The organism is Rhodococcus sp. BP-160, assembly GCF_019836205.1.
Taxonomy (GTDB): domain Bacteria; phylum Actinomycetota; class Actinomycetes; order Mycobacteriales; family Mycobacteriaceae; genus Rhodococcoides.
Window position 1 is genome coordinate 1063867 of record NZ_JABUEK010000002.1, and the last position, 24151, is coordinate 1088017.

The following is a 24151-nucleotide window of genomic DNA, read 5'->3' on the forward strand; positions in this document are numbered from 1 at the left end:
CCCACGCTGTCTGAGTGACCCCCATCGGCGGACACCCTCTAATCTGGAGTCGTGGCCAATCACAGCGGGCAGCAGAACACCGGCGACATCCGGACTCGACTCGTGGACGGGCCGAAGCTGACCGAGTTCGCGGCGTCGCTTCCGTTCCCGCTCGATCCCTTCCAGATCCGTGCGTGCTCGGCCCTCGAGGACGGGCACGGCGTACTGGTGTGCGCGCCGACCGGAGCCGGCAAGACCGTCGTCGGCGAGTTCGCCGTCCACCTCGCACTCACCAGCGGCGCGAAGTGTTTCTACACCACCCCCATCAAGGCACTGAGCAACCAGAAGTACGCCGAGCTCGTCGCGCGCTACGGCAAGGGCTACGTCGGCCTGCTGACCGGTGACCAGAGCATCAACTCGGACGCACCGATCGTCATCATGACCACCGAGGTGCTCCGCAACATGCTGTACGCGGAATCGCCTGCGCTGCGCGGACTCTCGCACGTGGTGATGGACGAGGTGCACTACCTCGCCGACCGGTTCCGCGGCGCCGTGTGGGAGGAGGTCATCCTGCACCTGTCCGAGGACGTCCGGCTCGTCAGCCTGTCGGCGACGGTGAGCAACGCCGAGGAGTTCGGCGCCTGGATGGAGACGGTGCGTGGCAACACCACCGTCGTCGTCGACGAGACCCGCCCGGTTCCGCTGTGGCAGCACATCCTCGTCGGTCGCCGCCTGTTCGACCTCTTCGACGTCGAGGCGAACAACGGTGCTCCGGGCGGCGTGGTCGTGGACAAGAACCTCGTCCGGTACGTCAAGGAACGAGTGCAGGCCGAGCGCATGGGCGCCTGGGAGGCCCCACGCGGCCGTGGCCCGCGGTCGGGTCGGTCCGGTGGCCGCCCCGGCCGGCCGGAATCTCGTCCGATCCCGCGGCCCGACGTCATCAAGCTCCTCGACGAGGAGGGGTTGCTCCCCGCCATCACGTTCATCTTCAGCCGCGCCGGGTGCGACGGCGCCGTCGATCAGTGTCTTCGATCGGGACTGCGGCTGACCTCCGAGGAGCAGGCGCGCGAGATCACCGAGGTCGTCGAACGCCACACCGCCGAGATCCCGCGCAGCGACCTCGAGGTGCTCGGCTACTGGGAGTGGCGCGACGCCCTCGAGCGGGGCATCGCCGCGCATCACGCAGGGATGCTGCCGGTGTTCCGGCACACGGTCGAGGAACTGTTCGTCCGCGGTCTGGTCCGCGCGGTCTTCGCGACGGAGACCCTCGCCCTCGGCATCAACATGCCGGCGCGGACGGTGGTGCTCGAGCGCCTCGTGAAGTTCAACGGTGAGGCGCACGCCAACCTGTCGGCGGGGGAGTACACGCAACTCACCGGCCGCGCCGGTCGTCGCGGTATCGACGTCGAGGGTCATGCGGTGGTGCTGTGGCAGTCGGGTGTCGAGCCGACGGAGGTGGCCGGGTTGGCCTCCACCCGTACGTTCCCCCTGCGGAGTTCGTTCCGCCCGTCGTACAACATGGCGGTGAACCTGGTCGACCGGATGGGTGTCGACGCGTCCCGGATGCTGCTCGAACGGTCGTTCGCGCAGTACCAGGCCGATGCGTCCGTCGTCGGGTTGGTGCGCGGTATCGAGAAGAACGCCGTGGCTCGGCGCGAGTTGCTCGGCAAGTTGGGCGGCGAGGACTCGCCCTACGTCGAGTACACCGCCCTGCGCGCGCGCCTCAAGGAGCGCGAACGCGAGCTCGAGCGTCAGGGCCGCACGGATCGTCGCAACGATGCCGTCACGTCGCTGGTGTCGCTGCGGCGCGGCGACGTCATCTCCATCCCGTCCGGTCGACGCTCGGGACTGGCTGTCGTCCTGGAGACCGACGCGAACTCGGTGGACCCGCGGCCGCTGGTGCTCACCGAGGACAAGTGGGCGGGGCGCGTGTCGTCGGCGGACTTCCCCACACCGGTGTCGGCTCTCGGCCACATGCGCCTTCCCCGCCACGTCGATCACCGCACGGCGCAGACCCGTCGGGACCTGGCGTCCGCGCTCCGGGGAACGGGGATCAGCGCGCCGGGACGCGGTCGGCGCCGGCAGTCGTCGGCAGGCAACGATCGCGAGCTCGGAGTGCTGCGCCGCGCCGTCCGCTCGCATCCGTGCCACACCTGGCCGGATCGTGAGCACCTCGCCCGGCTGGCCGAGAAGTACAGCCGGCTCGAACGTGACACCGATGCGATGAAGCAGAAGGTCGCCGCGACCACCAACTCGTTGGCCCGTACCTTCGATCGCATCCTGGCGCTGCTCACCGAGCGCGGCTATCTGGCCGCCGGTCCTGACGGCGAGGTCGCGGTCACCGACCGTGGAGCCAAGCTCGGACGTCTGTACTCGGAGTCGGACCTGCTGGTCGCGGAGTGCCTCGCCGAGGGAATCTGGCGAGGCCTCGGGCCGGCCGAGCTCGCCGCCGTGGTCTCGACCGTCGTGTACGAGTCGCGCCAGGAGGGTGAGAGCGCGGAGCAGGGTCCGACCGGGAACATCCGACACGCGTTGACCCGCACCGTCGCTGCGTGGCACGAGCTCCGCGCGGACGAGATCCGACTGAAGCTGCCTCCGACGCGGGAACCCGACACCGGGTTCGCGGTGGCCGTCTACAAGTGGGCTCGCAAGGAGTCGCTCGAGGACGTGCTGTTCGCCGCGGGTCAGCACGGCCGCGCCCTGTCCGGCGGGGACTTCGTACGGTGGTGCCGCCAGGTCATCGATCTGCTCGACCAGATCCGCTCGGCGTCCCCCGACGACGAGGTCACCGCGACCGCCACGAAGGCGATCTCGGCGATACGGCGCGGAGTCGTCGCCGTCGATGCCGCATGATGGTCTCCACAGTCACTGCAGTCACCACAGGCACCCACCGGAGGCGATGATGAGCGGCCCGTACAACCCCGACGACCGTTCCTCGGCCGGTGAGGACACGCCCACCAGCCAGTACCCGAGCGGACAGCAGCCGGGCTACGACCAGCAGGCCTACGGTCAGCAGCCCTACGGTCAACAGCCCTATGGTCAGCAGCCCTATGGTCAGCAGCCGGGCTACGACCAGCAGGCCTACGGTCAGCAACCCCAGTACGGGCAGCAGCCTTACGGCCAGCAGCCCCAGTACGGCCAACAGCCCTACGGCCAGCAGCCCCAGTACGGCCAACAGCCCTACGGCCAACAGCCCTACGGCCAGCAGCCCCCGTACGGCCAGCAGCCCTACGGACAGCCGGGTTACCCGCAGGGCAACCAGCAGTGGAACGCCGCGCCGGCGCAGAAGCAGTCGAAGGTGCCGTTCATCGTGGGCGGCGTCGTCATCGCTGCGATCGTCGTGGCGGGTGGGATCTACGCGGCCACGTCGCTGGGCGGCGACACCCTGGACAACTCCGCGGTGCAGAGCGGGGTGGCCAAGATCGTGACGGAGTCCTACGGCGCGATCGACGTCTCCGCGGTGTCCTGCCCGTCGGGCCAGAAGGTGGAGGCGAACACGACCTTCTCCTGCGACCTGACGGTGGACGGTGAGGCGCGCTCGGTGACGGTGACCGTCAAGGACGACCAGGGCACCTACGAGGTCGGCCGGCCCCAGTAGCTCACCGCGCCATCGCGGTGAGAAGGCGGCCGACGGAGTTCTGCACGCCGAGTTCCTCGGCGAGCGCCGCGAGGCGTTCCGGATCGACGGGCTCGTGCGGCAGCACGTCGGGGCGCGACCAGATGATGTCCGCATCGGTCACCACCCGTACCACCGGGAGTGCAGCGTCGATGTAGTCGCGGGAGCTCTGGATCTTCGCGCGCACCCCGGCCGACATCTCGGGGTCGCCCGAGTCGGCGGCGGCGAGCAACGCCTCGAGGGAGCCGAACTTCTGCATGAGGGACGCCGCGGTCTTCTCCCCGACGCCCTTCACCCCGGGCAGTCCGTCGGACGAATCACCGCGCAGCAGTGCGAGTTCCGCGTAGCCCGGCCCGGGTCGGTCCGCGGGCACCCCGTACTTCTCGGCCACTTCTGCCGGGCCGAACAGCTCGGCTTTCGCCAGTCCGCGTCCCGCGTAGAGCACACGCACCGGAACCGGATCGTCGGAGACGACCTGCAACAGGTCGCGGTCTCCGCTGACCACCACCACGGTGCCGTCGCGCTCGGTGGCGGCGAGGGTTCCCAACACGTCGTCCGCCTCGAGACCCTCCGCTCCGGCCGTCGCGATGCCCGCGGCCTCGAGGATCTCCAGGATCAGGTTCACCTGCGGACCCAGTGCGTCGGGTGCCTCCTCCGCGTCCGGGCCCGCAGCGGACTCGGTGAGCACCCGATGCGCCTTGTAGGACGGCACCAGATCGACCCGGAAGGTGGGACGCCAGTCGAGGTCGAGGCAGACGGCCAGTCGGGACGCACCCGTCCGCGTGATGAGGGACGCGACCATGTCGGTGAAACCACGCACCGCGTTCACCGGCCGACCGTCGGGCGCCGTGATCGATTCGGGCAACGCGTGGAAGGCCCGGAACCACAGGCTCGCCGCATCGAGGAGAAGTACCGTGTCTCTGCTCTCGGCCGTCATGCGCCACATCCTGCCGCATGTAGGCGGCACCGGAGTCGATAGCCTGGCGTCATGACGTCTCGGTTTCCCTCCTCCGTGTATCGCACCCGCCTCGACCGAGCGGCGGCTCTCGCTGCCGAGGCCGGTCTCGACGCGCTGCTGATCACGCCCGGACCCGACCTGCGTTATCTGCTCGGCTCGCGCGCCGAGTCGTTCGAGCGTCTGACCTGCCTCGTCGTCCCGGCGGACGGCACGCCCGCGTCGGTGGTGGTGCCTCGCATCGAACTGGCGGCGTTGAAGGACTCGGCCGCGGCCGACCTGGGAATCGAGCTGCGGGACTGGGTCGACGGCGTGAATCCGCATCAGGCAGTCGCGGCGCTGCTTCCCGGCCCGGCCCGGACCGCTGTCACCGACGCCATGCCCGCCCTGCATCTCGTTCCGCTGACCGAGGCGCTCGGCGCGATGCCCGTCCTGGCGACGGCGGTCCTGCGCGAGCTCCGGATGACCAAGGACGACGCGGAGATCGGCGCGTTGCGCACGGCGGGCGCCGCCATCGACCGCGTCCACGCGCGCATGGGCGAGTTCCTCGCGGCCGGGCGCACCGAAGCGCAGGTCGCTGCCGACATCTCGGCCGCGATCCTCGAGGAGGGACACACCGAGGCGGCGTTCGTCATCGTCGGCTCGGGCCCGCACGGCGCCGACCCGCACCACGAGGTGTCCGAGCGCGTGATCGAGGAGGGCGACGTCGTCGTCATCGACATCGGTGGCCCCGTCGAGCCGGGCTACAACTCGGACTCCACCCGGACCTACAGCATCGGCGAGCCGTCGGACTCGGTCGCTGCGACCGTGGCGGTCCTCGAGCGCGCGCAGCAGGCAGCCGTCGATGCAGTCCGTCCCGGAGTCACCGCGGAGTCGATCGACGCCGCCGCACGCGACATCCTGGTCGACGCCGGCTACGGCGACGTCTTCGTGCACCGCACCGGGCACGGCATCGGCCTCTCGGTGCACGAGGAGCCGTACATCGTGGCGGGCAACGACATTCCGCTCGAGGTGGGGATGGCGTTCAGCATCGAGCCGGGGGTGTACTTCACCGGCGAGTGGGGCGCCCGCATCGAGGACATCGTCATCGTGACTCCGGAGGGGTGCGAGTCGGTCAACACGCGGCCGCACGGCCTGACCGTGCTTCCGGTGCGATGAGCCTCGACCTCCTCGCCACACTGCGACGCGAGGGCGACCGCCTCGCGTCGATGCCTGTCGATGCGCTGACGGCGCCGGTACCCACCGTGCCGGGATGGACGCTCGAGCACGTGGTCCGACACACGGGCAAGGTCCACCGGTGGGCGAACGCGGTGATCCTGGCGGGCCCGGGTGCGGACACGGGCGCGGTGGCGAAGCAGCAGGTCGAATCGTTACCCAAGGGCCCGGACAGTCTCCCCGCGTACCGATCGTCGCTGGAGGCGATGGTCGCCACGTTCGAGTCGACGGATCCCGAGGCGGTCGTGGAGACGTTCGTCGGCGCGCGCACGGCCGCGTGGTGGCTCCGACGGCAGGCACACGAGGTCGCCGTGCACCGCATCGACGCCGCCGACGCCGTCCGCGCCGCCGGGGGAGTGGCGCCCGAGGCGCTCGATCCCGACGCCGCCGCGGACGCCGTGGCCGAGCTGACCGAGGTGCAGTATCCGCACCGACTGCTCCTCGACCGCCTGACGCCCGAGTCGATCGGGCGCACCGTGCACGTGCACGGAACGGACGTGGACGACCTGGAGTGGACGTTCACGCTCGGGGCCGACGTCCTCGCCAGTGCGCGCGGGCACGGGAAAGCCGATGTGGCACTGCGGGGTACGGCAGAGCACCTGCTGCTGGTGCTCTGCCGTCGTCGACCACTCGACGTGCTCACCGTCTTCGGTGACACTTCGGTCGCGGAGTCACTGCTCGACGCGTCCCGCTTCTGACGTCACTCGAGGAAGTCGAGCAGCGCCGTGTTGACCTCCTGGTAGTGGGTCCACAGGAGACCGTGGGGCGCGCCCTCCACCTCGATGTAGGTGGCCTCGGGGAAGGCGTCGTGGAACGGGCGACCCGTCGAATCGATCGGCAGGATGTTGTCCGCGGTGCCGTGCAGGATCAGCGTGGGCTTGCCCGACTCCCGGACGGTTTGTACGTCGGCGCGGAAGTCGGTGAGCCACGTCGGAACCACCGCGTACGCGGCGATCGGCGCACTCGCCGCCGCGACATTCCAGCTGTTGCGGACGGCGGCCTCGCTGATGCGCGTGCCGAGCGTGTCGTCCAGGTTGTAGAAGTCCTTGTAGAACGCGTCGAACCAGGCGAAGCGGTCTCCGCGTGCGGCGGCTTCGATGCTGTCGAACACCGACTGCGGCACACCCGTCGGGTTGTCGTCGGTCTGCAGGAGGAACGGCTCGAGCGACGCGAGGAAGGCGAATTTCGCCACACGGTCGGTCCCGTATCGCGAGGCATACCGCGCCAGTTCACCGGTACCCATGGAGAATCCGACGAGAATCACGTCGCGCAGATCCAGCGCTTCGAGCACCTCGTTCAGGTCCGAGGCGAAGGTGTCGTAGTCGTACCCGGACGTGGGCTTGCTCGACTGTCCGAAGCCTCGACGGTCGTACGTCACGACGCGGTGGCCGGCGTCGAGCAGAGCCGCGGTCTGGCGCTCCCACGAGTGTCCGTCGAGCGGATATCCGTGAATGAGGACGACGGGCTGTCCACTGCCGTGATCCTCGTAGTAGACGTCGACCGGGGTGCTGTTCTCGTGTCCGACAGTGATGTTTCCCATGGCGTGCGCGACCTTTCGACGGGAATGTCTCTCGTGGAGAACGAGCGTTCTCGCTCGTGTCGGCTACAGTAGAGAACGTTGGTTCTCGCCGCAAGTGCTCATGACGACAGGAGGGTTCGTGGAGACCGATCATCGCGCCAGGATCCTCTCGGCGGCAGACACGCTGTTCTATGCCAAGGGGGTGCAGGCCGTCGGTATGGACGAACTGCGCACCGAGGCGGGCGTTCCGCTCAAACGGCTCTACGCGGAGTTCCCGTCCAAGTCCGCGATCGTCACCGCGGTGCTCGACGGCCGGACGACGATGTGGAACAGCCGCATCGACGAGGCCGAGAGCGCACACGAGTCACCGCGAGACAAGCTGTTGTCTATCTTCGACTTCCTGCACGACTGGTTCCTCGAGGACGACTTCCGCGGGTGCGCGTTCATCAACTCGTTCGGGGAACTCGGCGCCACGATGCCCGCGGTGTCCGATGCCGCGCGCGCCCACAAGCTGACGTTCATCGACCATGTCACGACGCTGGCCGTCGCGGCCGGGGCGTCGCCCACCGTGGGACTGCAGATCGCGCTGTTGGCCGAGGGTGCTCAGACCACCGCGGCCATCACGCGGTCGAGCGAGACCGCGCGGGCGGCCAGGGAGGCCGCCGCCCGATTGCTCAGTCCCGCAACGACTGGGAGCCCATCACCCGGGTGACGGTGATCTCGATGACCACGCGCTCCGGGTTCTCCCGCGGCGTCCGGTAGCGCTGGGCGTAACGGTTCTCCGCATCACGCACGGCGTCGGGTTCGCGCAGGATGCGCGCCGGCCCCTCGAGGGTCAGCCATCGCGCCCCGTCGACCTGAGTCACGGCGCCGTAGCCGCCGCGCTCGGCGTTGCGCACCTTCTGCGATCCGTCCCGCGTGATCACTCGCGCCAGACCTGCCTCCGGATCCCACGTGAATCCCACCGCCACCACGTGCGGTGTGCCGTCCTGACGCTTCGTGGCCAGCGTTGCCAGATGACGCTCGGTGAGGAAGGTTCCGGCGTCGGCGTTCAGCGAGGAGGGGGTGGCGGGCATGACCGCCACGATAATCGAGGACACTGGACGCCGTGACCCACCCACCGGCCGGCCGTGACCTGACCACACCCGACCAGTCGAGCACCGGCATCCTGCTGCTCCTCGGTGGTCGCAGCGACATCGGTCTCGAGATCGCGGAGCGCCTCGCGCGCGGCCGCCACGTCGTCCTCGCCGCCCGTCGGTCCGACGATCTGGTCGCCGAGTCGGATCGAGTGCGCGCGGCCGGCGCGAGTCGGGTGACGACGCTCGAGTTCGACGCAGACGACCTGGCGTCGCACGACGGTCTCGTGACGTCGGTTCTGGCTCACGGGCCGATCGACACGGCGGTCCTGGCCTTCGGCATCCTCGGCGATCAGACGCGCGCCGAGACGGATGCGGCGCACGCGGTGGCCGTCGTCCACACGGACTACGTGGCGCAGGTCAGCATGCTGACACATCTCTCGACGGCGCTGCGCGAGCAGGGATCCGGCCGGCTCGTCGTCTTCTCTTCCGTCGCCGGCGCTCGGGTCCGCAAGGCGAACTACGTCTATGGGTCGGCGAAGGCCGGACTGGACGGATTCGCGTCCGGTCTCGCCGACGCGCTGCACGGGACCGGTGTGCGGTTGCTGCTGATCCGACCGGGTTTCGTCATCGGCCGGATGACCGAGGGGATGTCTCCCGCACCGATGTCGAGCACACCCGGCCAGGTGGCCGACGCGGTGGTCCGCGCGTTGAGCTCGCGGACCGACGTCGTGTGGGTGCCCGGCCGTCTGCGCCTACTCGTCGCTCTGATGCGCGTCCTCCCACGTCCGATCTGGCGCCGGATGCCGCGATGATCGACGTCGTGGGCGTGGGCGCCGACGGGTGGGCCGGGCTGTCGCCGACCTCCCGTGACGCCGTCGAATCCGCGGACGTCCTGTTCGGCTCCGAGCGTCAACTCGACGCGGTGCCGGGCACCGCGGCTCGGCGAATCGCGTGGCCCACCCCGATGCTGCCCGCTCTGACCGGTCTCCTGGACGAGCATGCCGGTACGCGGCGATGCGTGCTCGCGAGCGGTGACCCGATGTTCCACGGGATCGGCGTGACGTTGACGCGGCTCCTCGGTGCCGATGCGGTGCGCGTCCTTCCGCACCCCTCGTCGGCGTCGCTCGCGTGCGCCCGTCTCGGCTGGGCGCTCCACGACGTCGAGGTGGTGTCCCTGGTGAACAGGCCGATCGAGACCGTACTGCCTGCCCTGACACACCGACGCCGCGTCCTCGTGCTCGCCGAGAACGAGAGCACCGCAGCCGAACTCGCGACTCTGCTGCTGAGCCGCGACCTCGGCTCCAGTGCCATGTCCGTGCTCGAGCAACTCGGGGGACCGCGCGAGCGGGTGCGTGCGCTGCCCGTCACCGACTGGGTACACGCGCGCGACGTCGACTCACTGAACGTCGTCGCGCTCGAGGTGCGGGGCCGCACCGTCTCGCGCGCACCCGGACTCGACGACGCGCTCTACGTGGGCGACGGTCAGCTGACCAAACGCGAGGTCAGGGCGCTGACTCTCAGCGCCCTCGCGCCCTCACCGGGTGAACGTCTGTGGGACGTCGGCGGCGGGTCGGGAAGCATCGCGATCGAATGGATGCGCACGCATCCGGCATGTTCCGCGATCGCGTTCGAGCGCGTCGAGTCCAGATCCGCCACCATCCGGACCAATGCTGTCGCCCTGGGCGTTCCGTCGCTCGTCGTCCGCGGCGCGGCACCCGATTCCTTGTCCGGTGCGCCCGAACCCGACGCCGTGTTCGTCGGGGGCGGCGCGACGCAACCCGGAGTGATGGACGCCTGCTGGGACGCCCTGCCCGAGGGTGGGCGGCTGGTGGCCAATGCCGTCACCGCCGAGTCGGAATCGCTTCTCCTGCAGTGGTATCAGCGGCACGGTGGTCTGCTGCGACGACTGCAGGTGCATCGCGGCGAACCGCTCGGCGGATTCACCGGGTGGCGTCCGCAGATGCCGGTGACGCAGTGGAGCGTCGCGAAGAACGAGAAGGAGACAGCGTGACCGTCAGATTCGTCGGCGCGGGACCCGGTGCAGCCGATCTCGTGACCGTCCGCGCAGCCCGCATCATCGCGTCGAGCCCGGTCTGCCTGTACGCCGGGTCGCTGGTGCCACGCGAACTGCTCGACACGTGCCCGGCAGACGCCCGCGTCGTGAACACCGCTCGCATGACGCTCGACGCGATCGTCGACGAACTCGTCACCGCCTCGTGTGACGGCCTCGACGTCGCCCGCGTGCACTCCGGCGATCCGTCGCTGTACAGCGCCGTCGCCGAGCAGGCGCGACGGCTCGACGCGGCGGGCGTGGACTACGAGATCGTGCCGGGTGTTCCGGCGTTCGCCGCGGCTGCGGCCGCGCTGGGTCGCGAACTCACCGTGCCCGGGATCTCGCAGAGCGTGGTGCTGACGCGGGTGTCGACGTTGTCGACGGCCATGCCCGACGGCGAGGATCTGCCCACGTTGGCACGGAGCGGGGCGACACTGGTCATTCATCTCGGTGCGCGCCAGATCCACAGCATCACCGAGCAACTCGTGCCGCACTACGGATCCGACTGTCCCGCAGCGGTGGTGGCCTTCGCCAGCCGCGCGGACGAGGTGATCGTGCGGGGCACCCTGGCCGATCTCGCGGACGCGACGGTGGCGGCGGGCATCGTCAAGACGGCGGTCGTGGTCGTGGGCCGCGTCTTGTCGGCCCAAGGCTTCCCGGACAGCTTCCTGTACTCGGCGGCCCGGCGACGGCTCGATCACTGACCGTCCGGGGCCGGTAAGGTCGCCCCAATGCATGTTCTGGTTCTCGGTGGCACGTCCGAAGCACGTCAGCTCGCGATCAAGCTGGACGGACTGCACGGCACCACCGTGACCTCCTCGCTCGCCGGCCGAGTGGCCGATCCCGTGCTCCCGGTGGGGGAGGTGCGGATCGGCGGCTTCGGTGGAGTGGACGGTCTGCGCGAGTGGATCACGGAGCACGAGGTGACGCACGTCGTCGACGCCACGCATCCCTACGCCGCGACGATGACGGCGCACGCGGTCGAGGTCTGCACGGCGGCCGACGTGCCGCTGGTGCTGGTGCGTCGCGCGCCGTGGAGCCCGCTGGCCGAGGACGACTGGATCACGGTGCCGTCGATGCCGGCGGCAGCGCAGGCACTCGCCGACCGACCCGCTCTCGCCCGCGTCCTGCTCACCATCGGCCGACAGGGCGTGCACCACTTCGCGTCCCTGGACGACCGGCACTTCATCGTGCGGTGCATCGATCCGCCCGAGGGCGAGGTCCCCGCGCACTCGAGCATTCTGGAGTCACGCGGGCCGTTCGACCTCGAGGGCGAGCGCGAGCTGTTGGACGAGCACCGCATCGACGTGGTGGTGAGCAAGAACAGCGGCGGCAAGCTCACGTCGGCCAAGCTTCAGGCCGCCCGCGAGCGCGGCATCCCCGTCGTCATGGTGGAACGGCCGCCCGTTCAGGACGACGTTCCCGTGGTGCCGACAGCCGACAAGTGCGTGACCTGGTTACTGAAGCGACGCACTCCCCGCGCCGCTCCCGACGCGGGCGATGGGATCGACGGTGTCGTAACGCCGTGACGTGAATACCCGCGGGCCGTCCGCGGTGTGATCGACCGTCGTGGTGGACGCTCCGACGATGAGCAGACAGCGCATGTCGATCGTGGCCGGGTCGAGATCCCCGAGCCGGACGACGGTCACCGATTCCTCGGGTCCCGAGACGTCGCGGCCCACGACGACGGGAGTGTCCGGGCCACGGTGCTCGAGCACGAGCGTCTTCAGCGCCTCCACCTGCCAGGTCCGCGAGCGCGAGGCCGGGTTGTAGACGGCGAACGCCATGTCGGCCGCCGCGATCGCGCGGATGCGGCGCTCGACCACGTCCCACGGCTTGAGGCGATCGGACAGGGACAGAACGGCATAGTCGTGGCCCAGGGGAGCGCCGACGCGGCTCGCGACCGCGTTGGCGGCCGTGACCCCGGGGCAGACGCGCACGGGAACGTGGCGCCATCGGTCCTGCGCCGCCACCTCGAGAACCGCTGCGGCCATGGCGAACACGCCGGGATCGCCGGAGGACACGACGACGACCCGACCGCCGCGAGACGCGAGATCGAGTGCCATCTCGGCCCGTTCCGATTCGACTCGGTTGTCACTCGCGTGTCGACGCTGGCCGGCTCGAACGGGCACCCGGTCGATGTAGGTGGTGTAGCCCACGAGATCGGTGGCGCGGAGCAGCTCGCCGCGCACCTCCGGCGTGGTCCACTCGGCCGAGCCCGGACCCAATCCGACGACCACCACCTCGCCCGACGCAGCGGGTTCGCTGACCACGTAGGACGGGCTCGAGACCACGGCGATGGAGAAGTACGGAACGTCCGTCGCGTCGTCGGCGGCGAGAACGCGTTCGCCGGTGGTGCTCGCGCGCTCGACGTAGCGGGCGCGGTCGATCATGCCGCTGTCGCGCAAGGCTTCGCGCACAGCGGGATACGTGCGGCCCAGCTTGAGGATCGCGGCGGAGTCGGTGTCCTCGAGTCGCCGCGTGAGTTCAGCGCGGGGCAGGGTCCCCGGCAGGATGGTCAGGACCTCGTCACCCTCGACGAGCGGTTCCCCGACCGCCGCGGACGCCGCACTGACCGACGTGACGCCGGGGATCACCTCGGTGTCGAAGCGGTGCGCGAGACGAACGTGCATGTGCTGATACGAGCTGTAGAACATCGGGTCGCCGGCGGCGAGCAGCGCGACCGAGCGACCGGCCTCGAGGTGCGCCGCCAGACGTTCGGACGCTTCGACGTAGAAGTCCGCGAGAGCGCCGTCGTACCCGCCGGGGTGGTCGGTGCCTTCCGTGGTCACCGGGTAGACCAGGTGCTCCTCGATCTGACCCTCGCGCAGGTACGGCTCCGCAGTGCGGCGAGAGATGCTCTTGCCGTGCCGGGCGCTGTGGAAGGCGACGACGTCGGCGGCGGTGATGACCCGCGCGGCTTTGACCGTCACCAGCTCCGGATCACCCGGGCCGATACCGACACCCCAGAGCTTGCCGCTCATTCGCGTTCCGTCGCAATGGCATTGACGGCGGCTGCGGCGATGGCGCTGCCACCGCGGCGGCCGAGGACGAGCAGGTGGTCGAGGCCGAGAACGGAGGCGACGAGATCGTCCTTCGACTCCGCGGCGCCGATGAAGCCCACGGGCCCACCCAGGATCGCGGACGGGCGCGGAGCGCCCTGCTGGATCAACTCCATGAGCCGGAACAGTGCGGTGGGTGCGTTGCCGATCGCGACGACGGCGCCGTCGAGGTGGTCGACCCACAGATCTACCGCTGCGGCCGTTCTGGTGGTGCCGCGCTCGCGCGCCATCTCCGGGACGTCCGGTGCGTTGAGGGTGCAGATCACCTCGTTGTCGGCTGGAAGCCGTCGACGGGTGATGCCGGACGCGACCATCGTCGCGTCGCACAGCACCGGGGCCCCGGCGCGGAGTGCCGCGCGACCCTTGGCCACGACGTCGGGTGTGGACGCGATCGACTGTGCGAGATTCACCTCGCCGCAGGCATGGATCATGCGCACGACGACCTGGGCCACATCGTCGGAGAAGGCCGACAGATCGGCTTCCTCGCGAATGGTCGCGAAGGAGCGCCGGTAGATCTCGTCGCCGTCGCGAATGTAGTCGTGCATGGCTCCACGATAGGGAGCGATGACGCGCCGCGGTCGGCCAGGGTCCGGCGCCGCGGCACGGGGGAGAGGCACCACGGATCGACACCGAATCGTGACGCTCGGTCTGTTCCGGTCGCGCTGCATCGTCCGTAACGTTGCCGAGACGAACGACCGCGGGGTCGTCGACGAGAACGGAGCCGAACCATGTTTCCGAGCGATCTGTTCGACCTCGCCGGCCACTGGCTGGTCGACAACTACGCCTTCCCGGGCCAACAGATACTGACCATCGGTGCCGCGCTGTACTTACCTGATCGTGACCGCACCGGGCTCCTGATCGGATGCAGGCGGCTCAGGAGCGCTGGTAACCGCTCTCGTTCGCGACCACGTCGGTGACCTCACCGCGGGGTCGGCCACATCGGCGCTCACACCCGACCCAGTGCTCCCGGCCGTCGCCCACCTCGCCGTTCTCCACGGCGACGTCGAGATCGGCGCGCACGTCGGAGTGCGACTTCGCGCAGCCGGGAGAGCCGACGCACGAGCTGGCCCGCACCCACGGTGACTCCGCGTCGAAGATCAGGCCCATCGGGGCCAACACACGCACGACCTGCTCGGCGACGCCCTCGTCGAGATCGAGGAGCACGATGCCGCGCCACGGCGTGACGTGGATCGGCTTCTCGACCGCCGCGAGGAAGAGGGCGGTGCGGGCCGGCAGCACGCCGTGGGCGAGTGCGGCACCGAGCGCGACGGTGGCGTCGTCCTGCACGAACCATCCGATCGGCGGCTCCACCGACGTCTCGACGGCGACCCGAGGGTGGTCGCCGACAGCGTGATCGACGTGACCGAGCACAGCCTCCACGCCGTTCGGCATCTCCGCGATGCGCCAGTGCCCCTGCCGCTCGCGGCGGAACCCGCGTGCCGCGTCGAGCATCACCGCGACCGCGTCGGCCCGCGGGACCCGGACGCCGCTGTCGGCGCCCGCGAGGATGAGGGCGAAGGCGTCCTCGTCGACGGCGTGGACGCCGATGTCGGCGCCGAAACCCGTCACATCGCCGCGGCCGTCGTCGACCGAGAAGAGCACCCGACCCGGCAGGTCGGCCAGCTCAGGATCACTCGTGAGCGAGGTGTCCAGCGAGGACACCAGGTCGCGGACGTCGGCCGTTCCGCCGAGACGACCCGAGAGTGGCGACGCCAGGATGTTGCGGACCCGCTCGTGGGTCTCCGACGGCAGAAGTCCCGCGGCCGCGAGCCGGTCGGCCAGGTCGTCGGGATCGCGTACCGCGCGGAGCTGGACGTTCCCCCGGGAGGTGAGCACCAACTCACCGTCGGACAAATCTGTCGACGCCGCCGCGAGCACACCCATCTGCTCGGCGCTGAGCGCGCCGCCGGGCAGACGCACCCGAGCCAGCAAGCCGTCCTTCGCCTCGTGCAGTTGGAGCGCCCCGGGGCAGGCGTCCCGTCTGGTCCTGTCCCCGGCATCACTCATGCAGTCCAGGCTACGACGTACGATCATCGCGAAGCACCCCGGAAGCCGGTGAGACTCCGGCGCGGTCGCGCCACTGTGACTCCAGCGTCTCCGGAGAAGTCAGACCTGGGGTGCACACCGACGCCGACGGGGCGCGAAAACCCCAGGGAAGGCTCCACCACCGTGATCTTGCTGCTCTCGACATCCGACACCGACCTGCTGAGCGCACGTGCGTCCGGCGCCGAGTACCGCTGGGCCAACCCGTCCCGCATCCTCGTCGACGCCGATCTGCCGACGCTCATGGACGGTGTCGACCTGGTGGTCGTGCGCATTCTCGGCGGGCGCCGGATGTGGGAGAGCGGTATCGACGCGGTGCTCCGCGGCCCCGTTCCGGTGGTCATGCTGGGCGGCGAGCAGGCTCCTGATGCCGAGTTGATGGAACTGTCGACAGTGCCGGCGAATGTCGCTGCGCAGGCGCACCAGTACCTGGCCGAGGGTGGCGCGGACAACCTCCGCGAGCTGTCGTGGTTCCTGTCGGACACCGTTCTGCTCACCGGTCACGGATTCGAGCCGCCCGCCCATCTCCCGACGTGGGGTGTGCTGCGCACCCGTGCGCCTTTTGCGCATCCAGAGGTACGCGAAAGGCGCACGGGGGCAGAGCCCACGATCGCCGTCCTGTACTACCGAGCCCAGCACCTCGCGGGCAACGTCGACTACATCCATGCCCTGTGCGACGCCATCGAGGCGAAGGGCGCCCGCGCGCTCCCGATCTACTGTGCGTCGCTGCGCAGCGCGGAACCCGAACTGCTCGAGGCGTTGCGCGAAGCCGACTCCATGGTGGTCACCGTGCTCGCGGCCGGCGGAACCCGTCCCGCCAACGTGGGCGCCGGTGGCGACGACGAGGCCTGGGACGTCGCCGAGCTCGCCGCGCTCGACGTGCCGATCCTGCAGGGCCTGTGCCTCACCAGCTCCCGCGCGATGTGGGACGCGAACGACGACGGCATGTCCCCGCTGGACGTCGCGACCCAGGTCGCGGTGCCCGAGTTCGACGGTCGCATCATCACGGTGCCGTTCTCGTTCAAGGAGATCGACGCCGACGGCCTCAGCACGTACGTACCCGACCACGAGCGCTGTGCGCGTGTCGCCGGCATCGCGGTCCGGCATGCTCGACTGCGCCGAATTCCCGCAGCCGACAAGCGCATCGCGCTGATGCTGTCCGCGTACCCGACCAAGCACGCCCGCATCGGCAACGCCGTCGGACTCGACACCCCGGCGTCGGCGATCGGTCTGCTGACGCGGATGCGCGAGTTGGGCTACGACATCGGACCCGTCGACGGTGACGACGCGGTGCCCGGCCTCGCCGCGCAGGACGGCGACGCCCTCATCCACGCGCTCATCGCCGCCGGTGGGCAGGACGCCGACTGGCTCACCGCCGAGCAGCTCGAGGGCAACCCCATCCGTATCTCGGCCGCGCGCTACCGACACTGGTTCGACACGCTGCCGGAGGACCTGCGATCCGGCGTCGTCGAACACTGGGGCGAGGCACCGGGCGAGCTGTACGTCGACCGTTCAGCGGATCCGGAGGGCGAGATCGTCATCGCCGCACTGCGGTTCTCCAACGTCGTCCTCATGGTGCAGCCGCCTCGCGGGTTCGGCGAGAACCCCGTGGCGATCTACCACGATCCGGATCTTCCCCCCAGCCACCACTACCTCGCCGCTTACCGCTGGCTCGCGGCCCCGGAGGAGGACGGCGGTTTCGCCGCGGACGCCGTCGTGCACCTCGGCAAGCACGGCAACCTCGAGTGGTTGCCCGGCAAGACTCTCGGCATGTCCGCTTCATGCGGCACCGACGCCGCGTTGGGCGATCTGCCACTGATCTACCCGTTCCTGGTCAACGACCCGGGTGAGGGGACACAGGCCAAGCGCCGCGCGCACGCGACTCTCGTCGACCACCTCATCCCGCCGATGGCCCGCGCCGAGAGCTACGGCGACATCACCCGCCTCGAGCAGTTGCTCGACGAGCACTCCAACATCTCGACTCTGGACCCGGCGAAGCTGCCGGCAATCCGTCAGCAGATCTGGACGCTCATGACCGCGGCCCAGATGCACAAGGACCTCGGCCTGGAGGAACGCCCCGACGAAGAGGTGTTCGACGACATGCTGCTGCACGTCGACGGCTGGCTGTGCGAGATCAAGGACGTGCAGATCCGCGACGGGCTCCACGTCCTCGGGCAGGCTCCGCGCGGTGAGGCGGAGGTCGACCTCGTGCTTGCCATGCTGCGGGCCCGTCAGATGTGGGGTGGGGAGCGCACCGTTCCGGGTCTGCGGGAAGCATTGGGTCTCAGCGAGGACGGCGACGAGGCCCGTACGTCGGTCGATGCCGTAGAGGAGCAGGCACGTGGTCTCGTTGCGGCACTGCACCGCGCCGACTGGTCGGTGGACGCCGTCGACGGCATCACCGCGGGACTGCCCGACACCGTCGCCGAGATCCTCCGCTTCGCGGCCACCGAGGTGGTTCCCCGTCTGCGCGGAACCGACCAGGAGATCGACCGTGTACTGCATGCGCTGAACGGCGGATTCATCCCGGCCGGTCCCAGCGGGTCGCCGCTGCGTGGACTCATCAATGTGCTGCCGACCGGCCGCAACTTCTACTCGGTCGACCCCAAGGCGGTGCCGTCGCGGCTCGCGTGGGAGACCGGCCAGGCGATGGCCGAGTCGCTCGTGGCCCGCTACCTGCAGGATCACGGCGAGTACCCGCGCTCTGTCGGGTTGTCGGTGTGGGGGACCAGCGCCATGCGTACCTCGGGTGACGACGTGGCCGAGGTGTTCGCACTGCTCGGCGTGCTGCCCGTGTGGGACGAGGCGTCGCGCCGCGTCACGCACCTCGAACCGATCGCTCTGGACGAGCTGAAACGGCCGCGTATCGACGTGACGGTCCGCATCTCCGGCTTCTTCCGCGACGCATTCCCGCACGTGCTCGCGATGATGGACGACGCCGTCCGCATGGTCGCGGGCCTGGACGAGACCGACGAGCAGAACTATGTGCGTGCGCACGCACAGGCCGATCTCGCGGAGCACGGCGACGACCGCCGAGCCACCACCCGCATCTTCGGATCCAAGCCCGGCACGTACGGCGCCGGACTGCTGCAGTTGATCGACAGCAAGAGCTGGCGCAGTGACGAGGATCTGGCGCAGGTCTACACGACGTGGGGCGGCTTCGCGTACGGCCGCGGACTGAACGGCGTCCCGGCAGCGGACGACATGCGTTCGTCCTACCGGCGCATCGCGGTGGCGGCGAAGAACACCGACACCCGCGAGCACGACATCGCCGACTCCGACGACTACTTCCAGTACCACGGCGGCATGGTGGCGACCGTGCGTGCGCTCACCGGCACGTCTCCCGAGGCGTACATCGGCGACAGCACCCGCCCGGAATCGGTGCGCACCCGCACGCTGCACGAGGAGACGTCCCGCGTGTTCCGTGCGCGCGTCGTCAACCCGCGCTGGATGGACGCGATGCGGCGGCACGGGTACAAGGGCGCATTCGAGATGGCCGCGACGGTCGACTACCTGTTCGGGTACGACGCCACCACGGGAGTCGTGCAGGACTGGATGTACGAGAAGCTCACGCAGGAGTACGTCCTCGACGAGACCAATCGGAAGTTCATGTCGACGTCCAATCCCTGGGCGCTGCACGGAATCTCCGAGCGACTGCTCGAGGCCGTGGAACGCGGCATGTGGGCGGAACCGGACCCGGCAGTGCTCGCGGACCTCCGTGCGGCCTACCTCGAGAGCGAAGGCGAGCTCGAGGGCGACTGACCGGCCTATCCTGTCTCGTATGAGCAACCCGTTCGGTGACGTCGGCACCGCGAAGTACGTCCTCCTGACCACATTCACCAAGGACGGCACCCCCAAGCCGACACCCATCTGGGCGGCGCTCGACGGGGACCGGCTCCTCATGTGGACGCAACGGGAGTCGTGGAAGGTCAAGCGGATCCGCAACACGCCGCGCGTCACGGTCGCGACCTGCGACCGCAGTGGAAAGAACGTGGGCCCGGCCATGGACGCTGTCGCCGAGGTGCTGGACGACGCAGGCACCGCGCGTACCCGCGACGTGGTGATCGAGAAGTACGGCATCACCGGCCGCATCGTGGTGACGATGAGCTCGCTCTTCAAGGGTAAGAGCAGCACCGTCGGGTTGGCGTTGCGCGCGGCCTGATTCCGTGTCGGTGGTGTCGGTTACTGTGTGGTCAGGTCGTCGGGGGGCGGTCTGATCGGGGCATCACCGGGGGTGAATTCGTGTACGACACAGTGGTTTCGACGGATGTGGTGGTGTCGGCGAAGGTCGACGCCCAGGCGTCGTTCGCCCGGACCGTGTGGGCGTCGTGTGCGTACGTGCAGGAGTCGTCGCGTCGGCCGGCGGTGCTCGGTCCGGGTGGGGTGTTCGACGCGGAGGCTGCTGAGATCTGTGCGGTGGCGGAGGTCGCGGCGGCGTTGTCGGTGTCGACGCGCACGGTGACCGAGTGGCTGTTCCTGACCCGCACCGCGCATCCTGCGGTGGCGGAGGCGTTCGATGCGGGCCGGTTGGCGTATGCGGCGTTCCGGACGGTGTGCCGGTCGGTGGCCGGGGTTCCGAACGCCACCGAAGCGCTGCTGCAGCGGGTGATCGCTGCCGCGTCGAGGTGCACTCCGGGTGCGGTGGCAGCGGCGGTCGACCGGATCCTCGCGGAGTTCGACGCGCAGTGGCACCGGGAAGCGCGTGAACGGGCGACGCGGGAGCGGTCGGCAACGGTGCGGAAGCTCCCGCGCGGTCAGGCGGAGCTGACGATTCGTGGCCCGGCGGAGCAGGTCGCGGCGATGTGGCGGGCGATCGTGTCGGCGGCGCGTGGGGTGTGCGCGACGGATCCGCGGCCGCTGTCCGCGCGGTTGTTCGATGCAGCGCACGCGGTGCTCGCCGGCGGAGCTGTCGCGTGTGAATGTGCTGGCCAGGACTGCGAACAGCGGGAGACGGTCGCCCGTACCGAGGCCACCGCGGTGATCGTGCTCGACGCGGCCACGGCGGCGGGGTTGGCGGGGGAACCCGGGCATCTCATGGGTTGGGGTCCGGTTCCTGCGGACACTGCACGGAGGATCGCCGAGGATGCGACGTGGCAAGCACTCATCACCGCAGCTGGCGGAACTGAACCGCGGGCGGGGTGCAGCTGCCGATGCCCGGAGCACGACCCACCGACCGACTCCGAACCACCGGGCCCGCCTGTGCCCGCCGCCGGGCGGGAAGTCCGCCGCACCCGCCGCATGCCCGCGGGGTGGACCCCCATCAAGGGGAAACTGGGCAGCACGACAGCCCGCAAAGTCAGGGAGCAGGTCGAGTACCTCCGCACGCTCGCACCATCGGCGTTGGACCGTGCCGTCGCAGACCCCGACGGACATGGGGGATTCGCCGTACCCCCGGCCGGGGCGTTGACGTACCGGCCGTCCGAGGCGATCGCCGCCCTGATGACAGCCCTGTATCCGACATGCATCCATCCGGGGTGTGCTGTGCCGAGTGCGGACTGCGACCTCGACCACGTGGTCCCGTTCGACCACACCGACCCCCGGAGAGGCGGCTGGACCGTCACAGGCAACCTCACGCCGCTGTGTCGTCGGCACCACGGCCTGAAGACCCGGCGGCAGTGGCACCACCGCATGCTCCGGGACGGGATCGTCCATGTCCGCGACTCGCACGGCACCGACTACTTCACCGCACCCGGCGAGTGAGGCCCCTCCTACTGGGCCGCGCTCACGGACGACATGTGGAAGTCGGGGATCCGCATCGGGGGCATCGCTGCGCGGGTGAACCAGTCCGACCACTCACGCGGCAGGGTGGGAACGGTCGTACCCGCCTCTGTCGCGCGGCGCAGGATGTCGAGCGGGCTCTCGTTGAACCGGAAGTTGTTCACGGCAGCAGTCACTCGGCCGTCCTCCACCAGGTAGACGCCGTCCCGCGTCAACCCGGTGAGGAGCATGGTCGTCGGGTCCACCTCGCGGATGTACCAGAGGGTCGTCAACAAGAGTCCGCGTTCGGTGCGCGCGACGAGGTCGTCGACGGAACCGCCGGCGCCGCCCACCATGACGAGGTTGTCACCGGGCACAGTGGGTGTGGCCCCGAATTCTGCTGCGGCGGAACGTGGGTAGGCAAGGGAGGTGATTGCACCGTCGCGAATCCAGTCGGTGCGGCCGGCGTCCATTCCGTTGTCGAACACCGACACCGCGTCGCTCGAGGATCCGGTGACCACGAACGGGGCGTACTCGAGGCCGTTCTCGGACGGGTCGGAGTACAGCGTGAGACCGAGGTGTCCGAGCACCTCACCGACGCGGGTGCCGCCGCCGGGAGCGGACAGGGCGGTGCGGCCCTCCTGCGCGCCCCGGCCGTCCATCGACCACAGCAGATCGATCATCAGATCGGCGACCGCGGACGGTGGGAGGATCGTCTCGTAGCGTCCGGCGGAAAGGTCGACGGTCCGGGCGGACCAGTCGAGCCGGCGCGTCAGTTCGGCCAGGGACGCATCCAGATCGATGTCGCGGAAGTCTCGGGTACCGGTGCCCACCCAGGCACTGGCACCGCCCGAGAGACCACCCCTCTTACCGTTGATCTCGAGCGACCCGACAGGTTCGACGACGCGCCGCCGTACCCCGGTGGACGTGCCCAGCCACACGGTGCGGACCGTGTGATGCGCGAAGCCGTACAACGCATCGGCTCCGTCGAATCCCCGCGCCAGGCCCGGTACCACGGAGTCGAACACGTCGATCCCCGTGCGGAGCGGGACGTCGCCCCAGCCGGAGTCCGGCGTCGGGGCGCCCTCGACGAGGGGCATCGCATCGGTGGCGGGCTGAGCCGCACGAGCGGCGTCCTCGGCGGCTGCCACGACGCCGGCGACATCATCCGGATCCATGCTCGTGGACGAGACCGTTCCCACCCGCGCCGCCGTGCCGTCCCGCACGATCGAGACGACGGTCCAGGACCTCGAGTCACCCACGCCGTTGGTGGTCATCGAGTTCCCGGCCCACCGCAGGGATGCCTCCGAGATGTCGGCGACGATCACGACGGTGTCCGAGACGGTGGCGTACGACAGCGCACGCTCCACCAGATCGTGGCCGCCGAGGGGAGTGCTGACGCTCACCGACCCGCCTCCGTTCGTGTGTTGAGGACGTTGACCGAACGGAAGAGAGCAGCGGGGCAGCCGTGCGACACCGCCGCCACCTGACCGGGCTGCGCCTTGCCGCAGTTGAACGCGCCGCCCAGACGCCACGTGGACGGTCCGCCCACCGCCTCCATCGAGCCCCAGAAATCGGTGGTCGTCGCCTGGTACGCCAGGTCCCGGACCTGGCCCGCGAGAGCCCCGTTCTCGATGCGGAAGAAGCGCTGGCCGGTGAACTGGAAGTTGTAGCGCTGCATGTCGATCGACCACGACTTGTCGCCCACCACATAGACGCCGTGCTCGACGTCGGCGATGAGATCGTCCACGCTGCGATCGACGTGCGGGTCCGGTTGCAGCGAGACGTTGGCCATCCGCTGGATCGGGACGTGGTGGGGCGAGTCCGCGTACGAGCACCCGTTCGACCGCTCGAGCCCGAGGCGGGGGGCGAACACCCTGTCGAGCTGGTAGCCGACGAGAACCCCGTCGCGCACCAGATCCCACGACTGCGAGGCCACGCCGTCGTCGTCCCACCCGATGCTGGACAACCCGTGGCGTTCGGTGCGGTCGGCGGTCACGTGCATCGACTCACTGCCGTAGCGCAGCGTGCCGAGCTGGTCGGGCGTCGCGAAGGACGTTCCGGCGTAGGCGGCCTCGTAGCCGATGGCTCGGTCATATTCCGTGGCGTGGCCGATGGACTCGTGGATGGTGAGCCACAGGTTGGTCGGGTCGATCACCAGATCGGTGAGACCCGGCTCCACGCCGGGGGCCTTCGTCTTCTCGGCGAGCCAGTCGGGGATGCGCGAGAGTTCGTCGTCCCAGTCCCACAGTCCGTCGGCGCCGGTCCCGTCGGAGGTCAGGTACTCCCAGCCACGTCCCGTCGGGGGAGCGAGGGTGCGCATCGAATCGAAGCCACCCGACGCGGAATCGACGGACACGGCGTCGATCTGCGGGTGGAGTCGCACCCGTTGCTGCGTGATGCGCGACCCGGCGAGGTCTGCGTAGAACGACTGCTCCTTGACCTGCAGCACGAAAGCACTCACGTGGTCGACGCCGTCCGAGGCCAGCAGACGGCCGGAGTACTCGCCCAGCAGATCGACCTTGTCGGTGGTGGGGACGTCGAAGGGATCGATCTCGTAGTCCGACACCCACGACACGTTCTCGTACACCGGCTCGGAGGCGAGCACGACGGGATCCCGGTTCAGGTCGCGCAACGCCTGTGCGACGAGCACGGCGCGCGAGGTGACGGAGACGGCCTCGTCCACCGACAGCACCGCACCGGACGCGAATCCCCAGGTTCCGTCGACGATCACCCGGACCGCGAGGCCGAGCGTCGTCGCCTCGACACTCGACTGCACCTCGCCGTCGCGGAGAGCGAGCGACTGCGTCCGCAGTCGATGCACCCGCAGATCCGCATGCGTGGCACCGGACGCACGTGCCGCTGTCAGCGCCGCGTCCGCGAGCGCGTGCAGTGGCAGGGCGACGAAATCGCTGTCGACGTCTCTCACATCG

General features: G+C 69.6%; 20 protein-coding genes and 1 riboswitch. Of the genes, 12 read left to right on the top strand and 8 right to left on the bottom strand.

Annotated features, from left to right (window positions below):
• The first annotated feature begins 102 nt into the window (after positions 1-102).
• Positions 103-2832, top strand: a complete 2730-nt coding sequence (locus tag HQ306_RS11430; RefSeq protein ID WP_222631544.1) for an RNA helicase — start codon at positions 103-105, stop codon at positions 2830-2832.
• 49 nt (positions 2833-2881) lie between these two features.
• Positions 2882-3577 carry a DUF4333 domain-containing protein gene (locus tag HQ306_RS11435; RefSeq protein WP_222631133.1) on the top strand — a complete coding sequence of 232 codons (696 nt, stop codon included), beginning with the start codon at positions 2882-2884 and terminating at the stop codon, positions 3575-3577.
• 1 nt (position 3578) lies between these two features.
• Here HQ306_RS11435 and HQ306_RS11440 read toward each other — a convergent pair whose 3' ends face one another.
• Positions 3579-4541, bottom strand: coding sequence for a 5'-3' exonuclease (locus HQ306_RS11440; protein WP_027505368.1), 963 nt, complete (start codon positions 4539-4541; stop codon positions 3579-3581).
• 42 nt (positions 4542-4583) lie between these two features.
• Here HQ306_RS11440 and HQ306_RS11445 point away from each other — a divergent pair, with 42 nt between their 5' ends.
• Together HQ306_RS11445 and HQ306_RS11450 are read left to right on the top strand one after the other, a co-directional pair.
• Complete coding sequence (locus HQ306_RS11445) at positions 4584-5708, top strand: Xaa-Pro peptidase family protein (protein ID WP_027505369.1); 1125 nt, start codon at positions 4584-4586, stop codon at positions 5706-5708.
• Positions 5705-6463 (top strand): maleylpyruvate isomerase family mycothiol-dependent enzyme, encoded by a 759-nt coding sequence (locus HQ306_RS11450; protein WP_056444564.1) that lies wholly within the window; start codon positions 5705-5707, stop codon positions 6461-6463. The genes HQ306_RS11445 and HQ306_RS11450 overlap by 4 nt, the downstream gene beginning before the upstream one ends.
• Positions 6464-6465: 2 nt before the next feature.
• Here HQ306_RS11450 and HQ306_RS11455 read toward each other — a convergent pair whose 3' ends face one another.
• Positions 6466-7305, bottom strand: a complete 840-nt coding sequence (locus HQ306_RS11455; RefSeq protein WP_222631135.1) for an alpha/beta fold hydrolase — start codon at positions 7303-7305, stop codon at positions 6466-6468.
• A gap of 100 nt (positions 7306-7405) precedes the next feature.
• Here HQ306_RS11455 and HQ306_RS11460 point away from each other — a divergent pair, with 100 nt between their 5' ends.
• On the top strand, positions 7406-7996 hold the full coding sequence (locus tag HQ306_RS11460) for a TetR/AcrR family transcriptional regulator (protein WP_027505372.1): 591 nt from the start codon (positions 7406-7408) through the stop codon (positions 7994-7996).
• Here HQ306_RS11460 and HQ306_RS11465 read toward each other — a convergent pair.
• Positions 7959-8360: a PPOX class F420-dependent oxidoreductase gene (locus tag HQ306_RS11465; RefSeq protein ID WP_056444561.1), complete on the bottom strand. Its 402-nt coding sequence runs from the start codon at positions 8358-8360 to the stop codon at positions 7959-7961. The two genes, HQ306_RS11460 and HQ306_RS11465, sit on opposite strands and share 38 nt — an antisense overlap.
• A gap of 32 nt (positions 8361-8392) precedes the next feature.
• Here HQ306_RS11465 and HQ306_RS11470 point away from each other — a divergent pair, with 32 nt between their 5' ends.
• From HQ306_RS11470 to HQ306_RS11485, 4 genes are read left to right on the top strand one after another with little or no spacing between them, the layout of a single operon-like run.
• On the top strand, positions 8393-9175 hold the full coding sequence (locus HQ306_RS11470; protein WP_308115431.1) for an SDR family NAD(P)-dependent oxidoreductase: 783 nt from the start codon (positions 8393-8395) through the stop codon (positions 9173-9175).
• Positions 9172-10374: a precorrin-6y C5,15-methyltransferase (decarboxylating) subunit CbiE gene (gene cbiE / locus HQ306_RS11475; RefSeq protein WP_222631143.1), complete on the top strand. Its 1203-nt coding sequence runs from the start codon at positions 9172-9174 to the stop codon at positions 10372-10374. Before HQ306_RS11470 ends, cbiE begins: the two co-directional genes overlap by 4 nt.
• Positions 10371-11120, top strand: coding sequence for a precorrin-4 C(11)-methyltransferase (cobM, locus tag HQ306_RS11480; protein ID WP_222631144.1), 750 nt, complete (start codon positions 10371-10373; stop codon positions 11118-11120). The genes cbiE and cobM overlap by 4 nt, the downstream gene beginning before the upstream one ends.
• A 27-nt stretch (positions 11121-11147) precedes the next feature.
• Entirely contained in the window at positions 11148-11945 is a 798-nt protein-coding gene (locus HQ306_RS11485) for a cobalt-precorrin-6A reductase (protein ID WP_222631146.1), read from the top strand.
• Here the strand turns inward: HQ306_RS11485 and cobJ are convergent.
• The 3 genes from cobJ to cobG form a co-directional block, all read right to left on the bottom strand.
• Positions 11874-13400, bottom strand: coding sequence for a precorrin-3B C(17)-methyltransferase (cobJ, locus tag HQ306_RS11490; protein ID WP_056444552.1), 1527 nt, complete (start codon positions 13398-13400; stop codon positions 11874-11876). The genes HQ306_RS11485 and cobJ overlap by 72 nt on opposite strands.
• On the bottom strand, positions 13397-14023 hold the full coding sequence (locus HQ306_RS11495) for a precorrin-8X methylmutase (protein ID WP_222631148.1): 627 nt from the start codon (positions 14021-14023) through the stop codon (positions 13397-13399). Before HQ306_RS11495 ends, cobJ begins: the two co-directional genes overlap by 4 nt.
• Before the next feature lie 328 nt (positions 14024-14351).
• On the bottom strand, positions 14352-15485 hold the full coding sequence (gene cobG, locus HQ306_RS11500; protein ID WP_222631150.1) for a precorrin-3B synthase: 1134 nt from the start codon (positions 15483-15485) through the stop codon (positions 14352-14354).
• 40 nt (positions 15486-15525) lie between these two features.
• Positions 15526-15590, top strand: a riboswitch (cobalamin riboswitch).
• 57 nt (positions 15591-15647) lie between these two features.
• Here cobG and cobN point away from each other — a divergent pair.
• The 3 genes from cobN (at position 15648) to HQ306_RS11515 (ending at position 21221) form a co-directional block, all read left to right on the top strand.
• Complete coding sequence (gene cobN / locus HQ306_RS11505) at positions 15648-19283, top strand: cobaltochelatase subunit CobN (RefSeq protein ID WP_222631152.1); 3636 nt, start codon at positions 15648-15650, stop codon at positions 19281-19283.
• Between the two features lie 19 nt (positions 19284-19302).
• On the top strand, positions 19303-19683 hold the full coding sequence (locus HQ306_RS11510) for a PPOX class F420-dependent oxidoreductase (RefSeq protein ID WP_222631154.1): 381 nt from the start codon (positions 19303-19305) through the stop codon (positions 19681-19683).
• 80 nt (positions 19684-19763) lie between these two features.
• The gene (locus HQ306_RS11515; RefSeq protein WP_222631163.1) at positions 19764-21221 is read left to right on the top strand and encodes an HNH endonuclease signature motif containing protein; all 1458 of its coding nucleotides are present in this window, start codon (positions 19764-19766) and stop codon (positions 21219-21221) included.
• Between the two features lie 8 nt (positions 21222-21229).
• On the opposite strand, the gene HQ306_RS11520 is transcribed toward HQ306_RS11515, so the two are convergent.
• Together HQ306_RS11520 and HQ306_RS11525 are read right to left on the bottom strand one after the other, a co-directional pair.
• The gene (locus tag HQ306_RS11520) at positions 21230-22624 is read right to left on the bottom strand and encodes a metallopeptidase TldD-related protein (RefSeq protein ID WP_222631164.1); all 1395 of its coding nucleotides are present in this window, start codon (positions 22622-22624) and stop codon (positions 21230-21232) included.
• Complete coding sequence (locus HQ306_RS11525) at positions 22621-24147, bottom strand: TldD/PmbA family protein (RefSeq protein ID WP_222631165.1); 1527 nt, start codon at positions 24145-24147, stop codon at positions 22621-22623. The genes HQ306_RS11520 and HQ306_RS11525 overlap by 4 nt, the downstream gene beginning before the upstream one ends.
• Between the last annotated feature and the right edge of the window lie 4 nt (positions 24148-24151).

Bases quoted from the DNA above. Each gene is read 5' to 3' on its own strand.
- HQ306_RS11435 (WP_222631133.1), top strand. From the start codon at position 2,882: ATGAGCGGCCCGTACAACCCCGACGACCGTTCCTCGGCCGGTGAGGAC.
- HQ306_RS11440 (WP_027505368.1), bottom strand. From the start codon at position 4,541: ATGTGGCGCATGACGGCCGAGAGCAGAGACACGGTACTTCTCCTCGAT.
- HQ306_RS11445 (WP_027505369.1), top strand. From the start codon at position 4,584: ATGACGTCTCGGTTTCCCTCCTCCGTGTATCGCACCCGCCTCGACCGA.
- HQ306_RS11450 (WP_056444564.1), top strand. From the start codon at position 5,705: ATGAGCCTCGACCTCCTCGCCACACTGCGACGCGAGGGCGACCGCCTC.
- HQ306_RS11455 (WP_222631135.1), bottom strand. From the start codon at position 7,305: ATGGGAAACATCACTGTCGGACACGAGAACAGCACCCCGGTCGACGTC.
- HQ306_RS11460 (WP_027505372.1), top strand. From the start codon at position 7,406: ATGACGACAGGAGGGTTCGTGGAGACCGATCATCGCGCCAGGATCCTC.
- HQ306_RS11465 (WP_056444561.1), bottom strand. From the start codon at position 8,360: ATGCCCGCCACCCCCTCCTCGCTGAACGCCGACGCCGGAACCTTCCTC.
- cbiE (WP_222631143.1), top strand. From the start codon at position 9,172: ATGATCGACGTCGTGGGCGTGGGCGCCGACGGGTGGGCCGGGCTGTCG.
- HQ306_RS11485 (WP_222631146.1), top strand. From the start codon at position 11,148: ATGCATGTTCTGGTTCTCGGTGGCACGTCCGAAGCACGTCAGCTCGCG.
- cobJ (WP_056444552.1), bottom strand. From the start codon at position 13,400: ATGAGCGGCAAGCTCTGGGGTGTCGGTATCGGCCCGGGTGATCCGGAG.
- HQ306_RS11495 (WP_222631148.1), bottom strand. From the start codon at position 14,023: ATGCACGACTACATTCGCGACGGCGACGAGATCTACCGGCGCTCCTTC.
- cobG (WP_222631150.1), bottom strand. From the start codon at position 15,485: ATGAGTGATGCCGGGGACAGGACCAGACGGGACGCCTGCCCCGGGGCG.
- HQ306_RS11510 (WP_222631154.1), top strand. From the start codon at position 19,303: ATGAGCAACCCGTTCGGTGACGTCGGCACCGCGAAGTACGTCCTCCTG.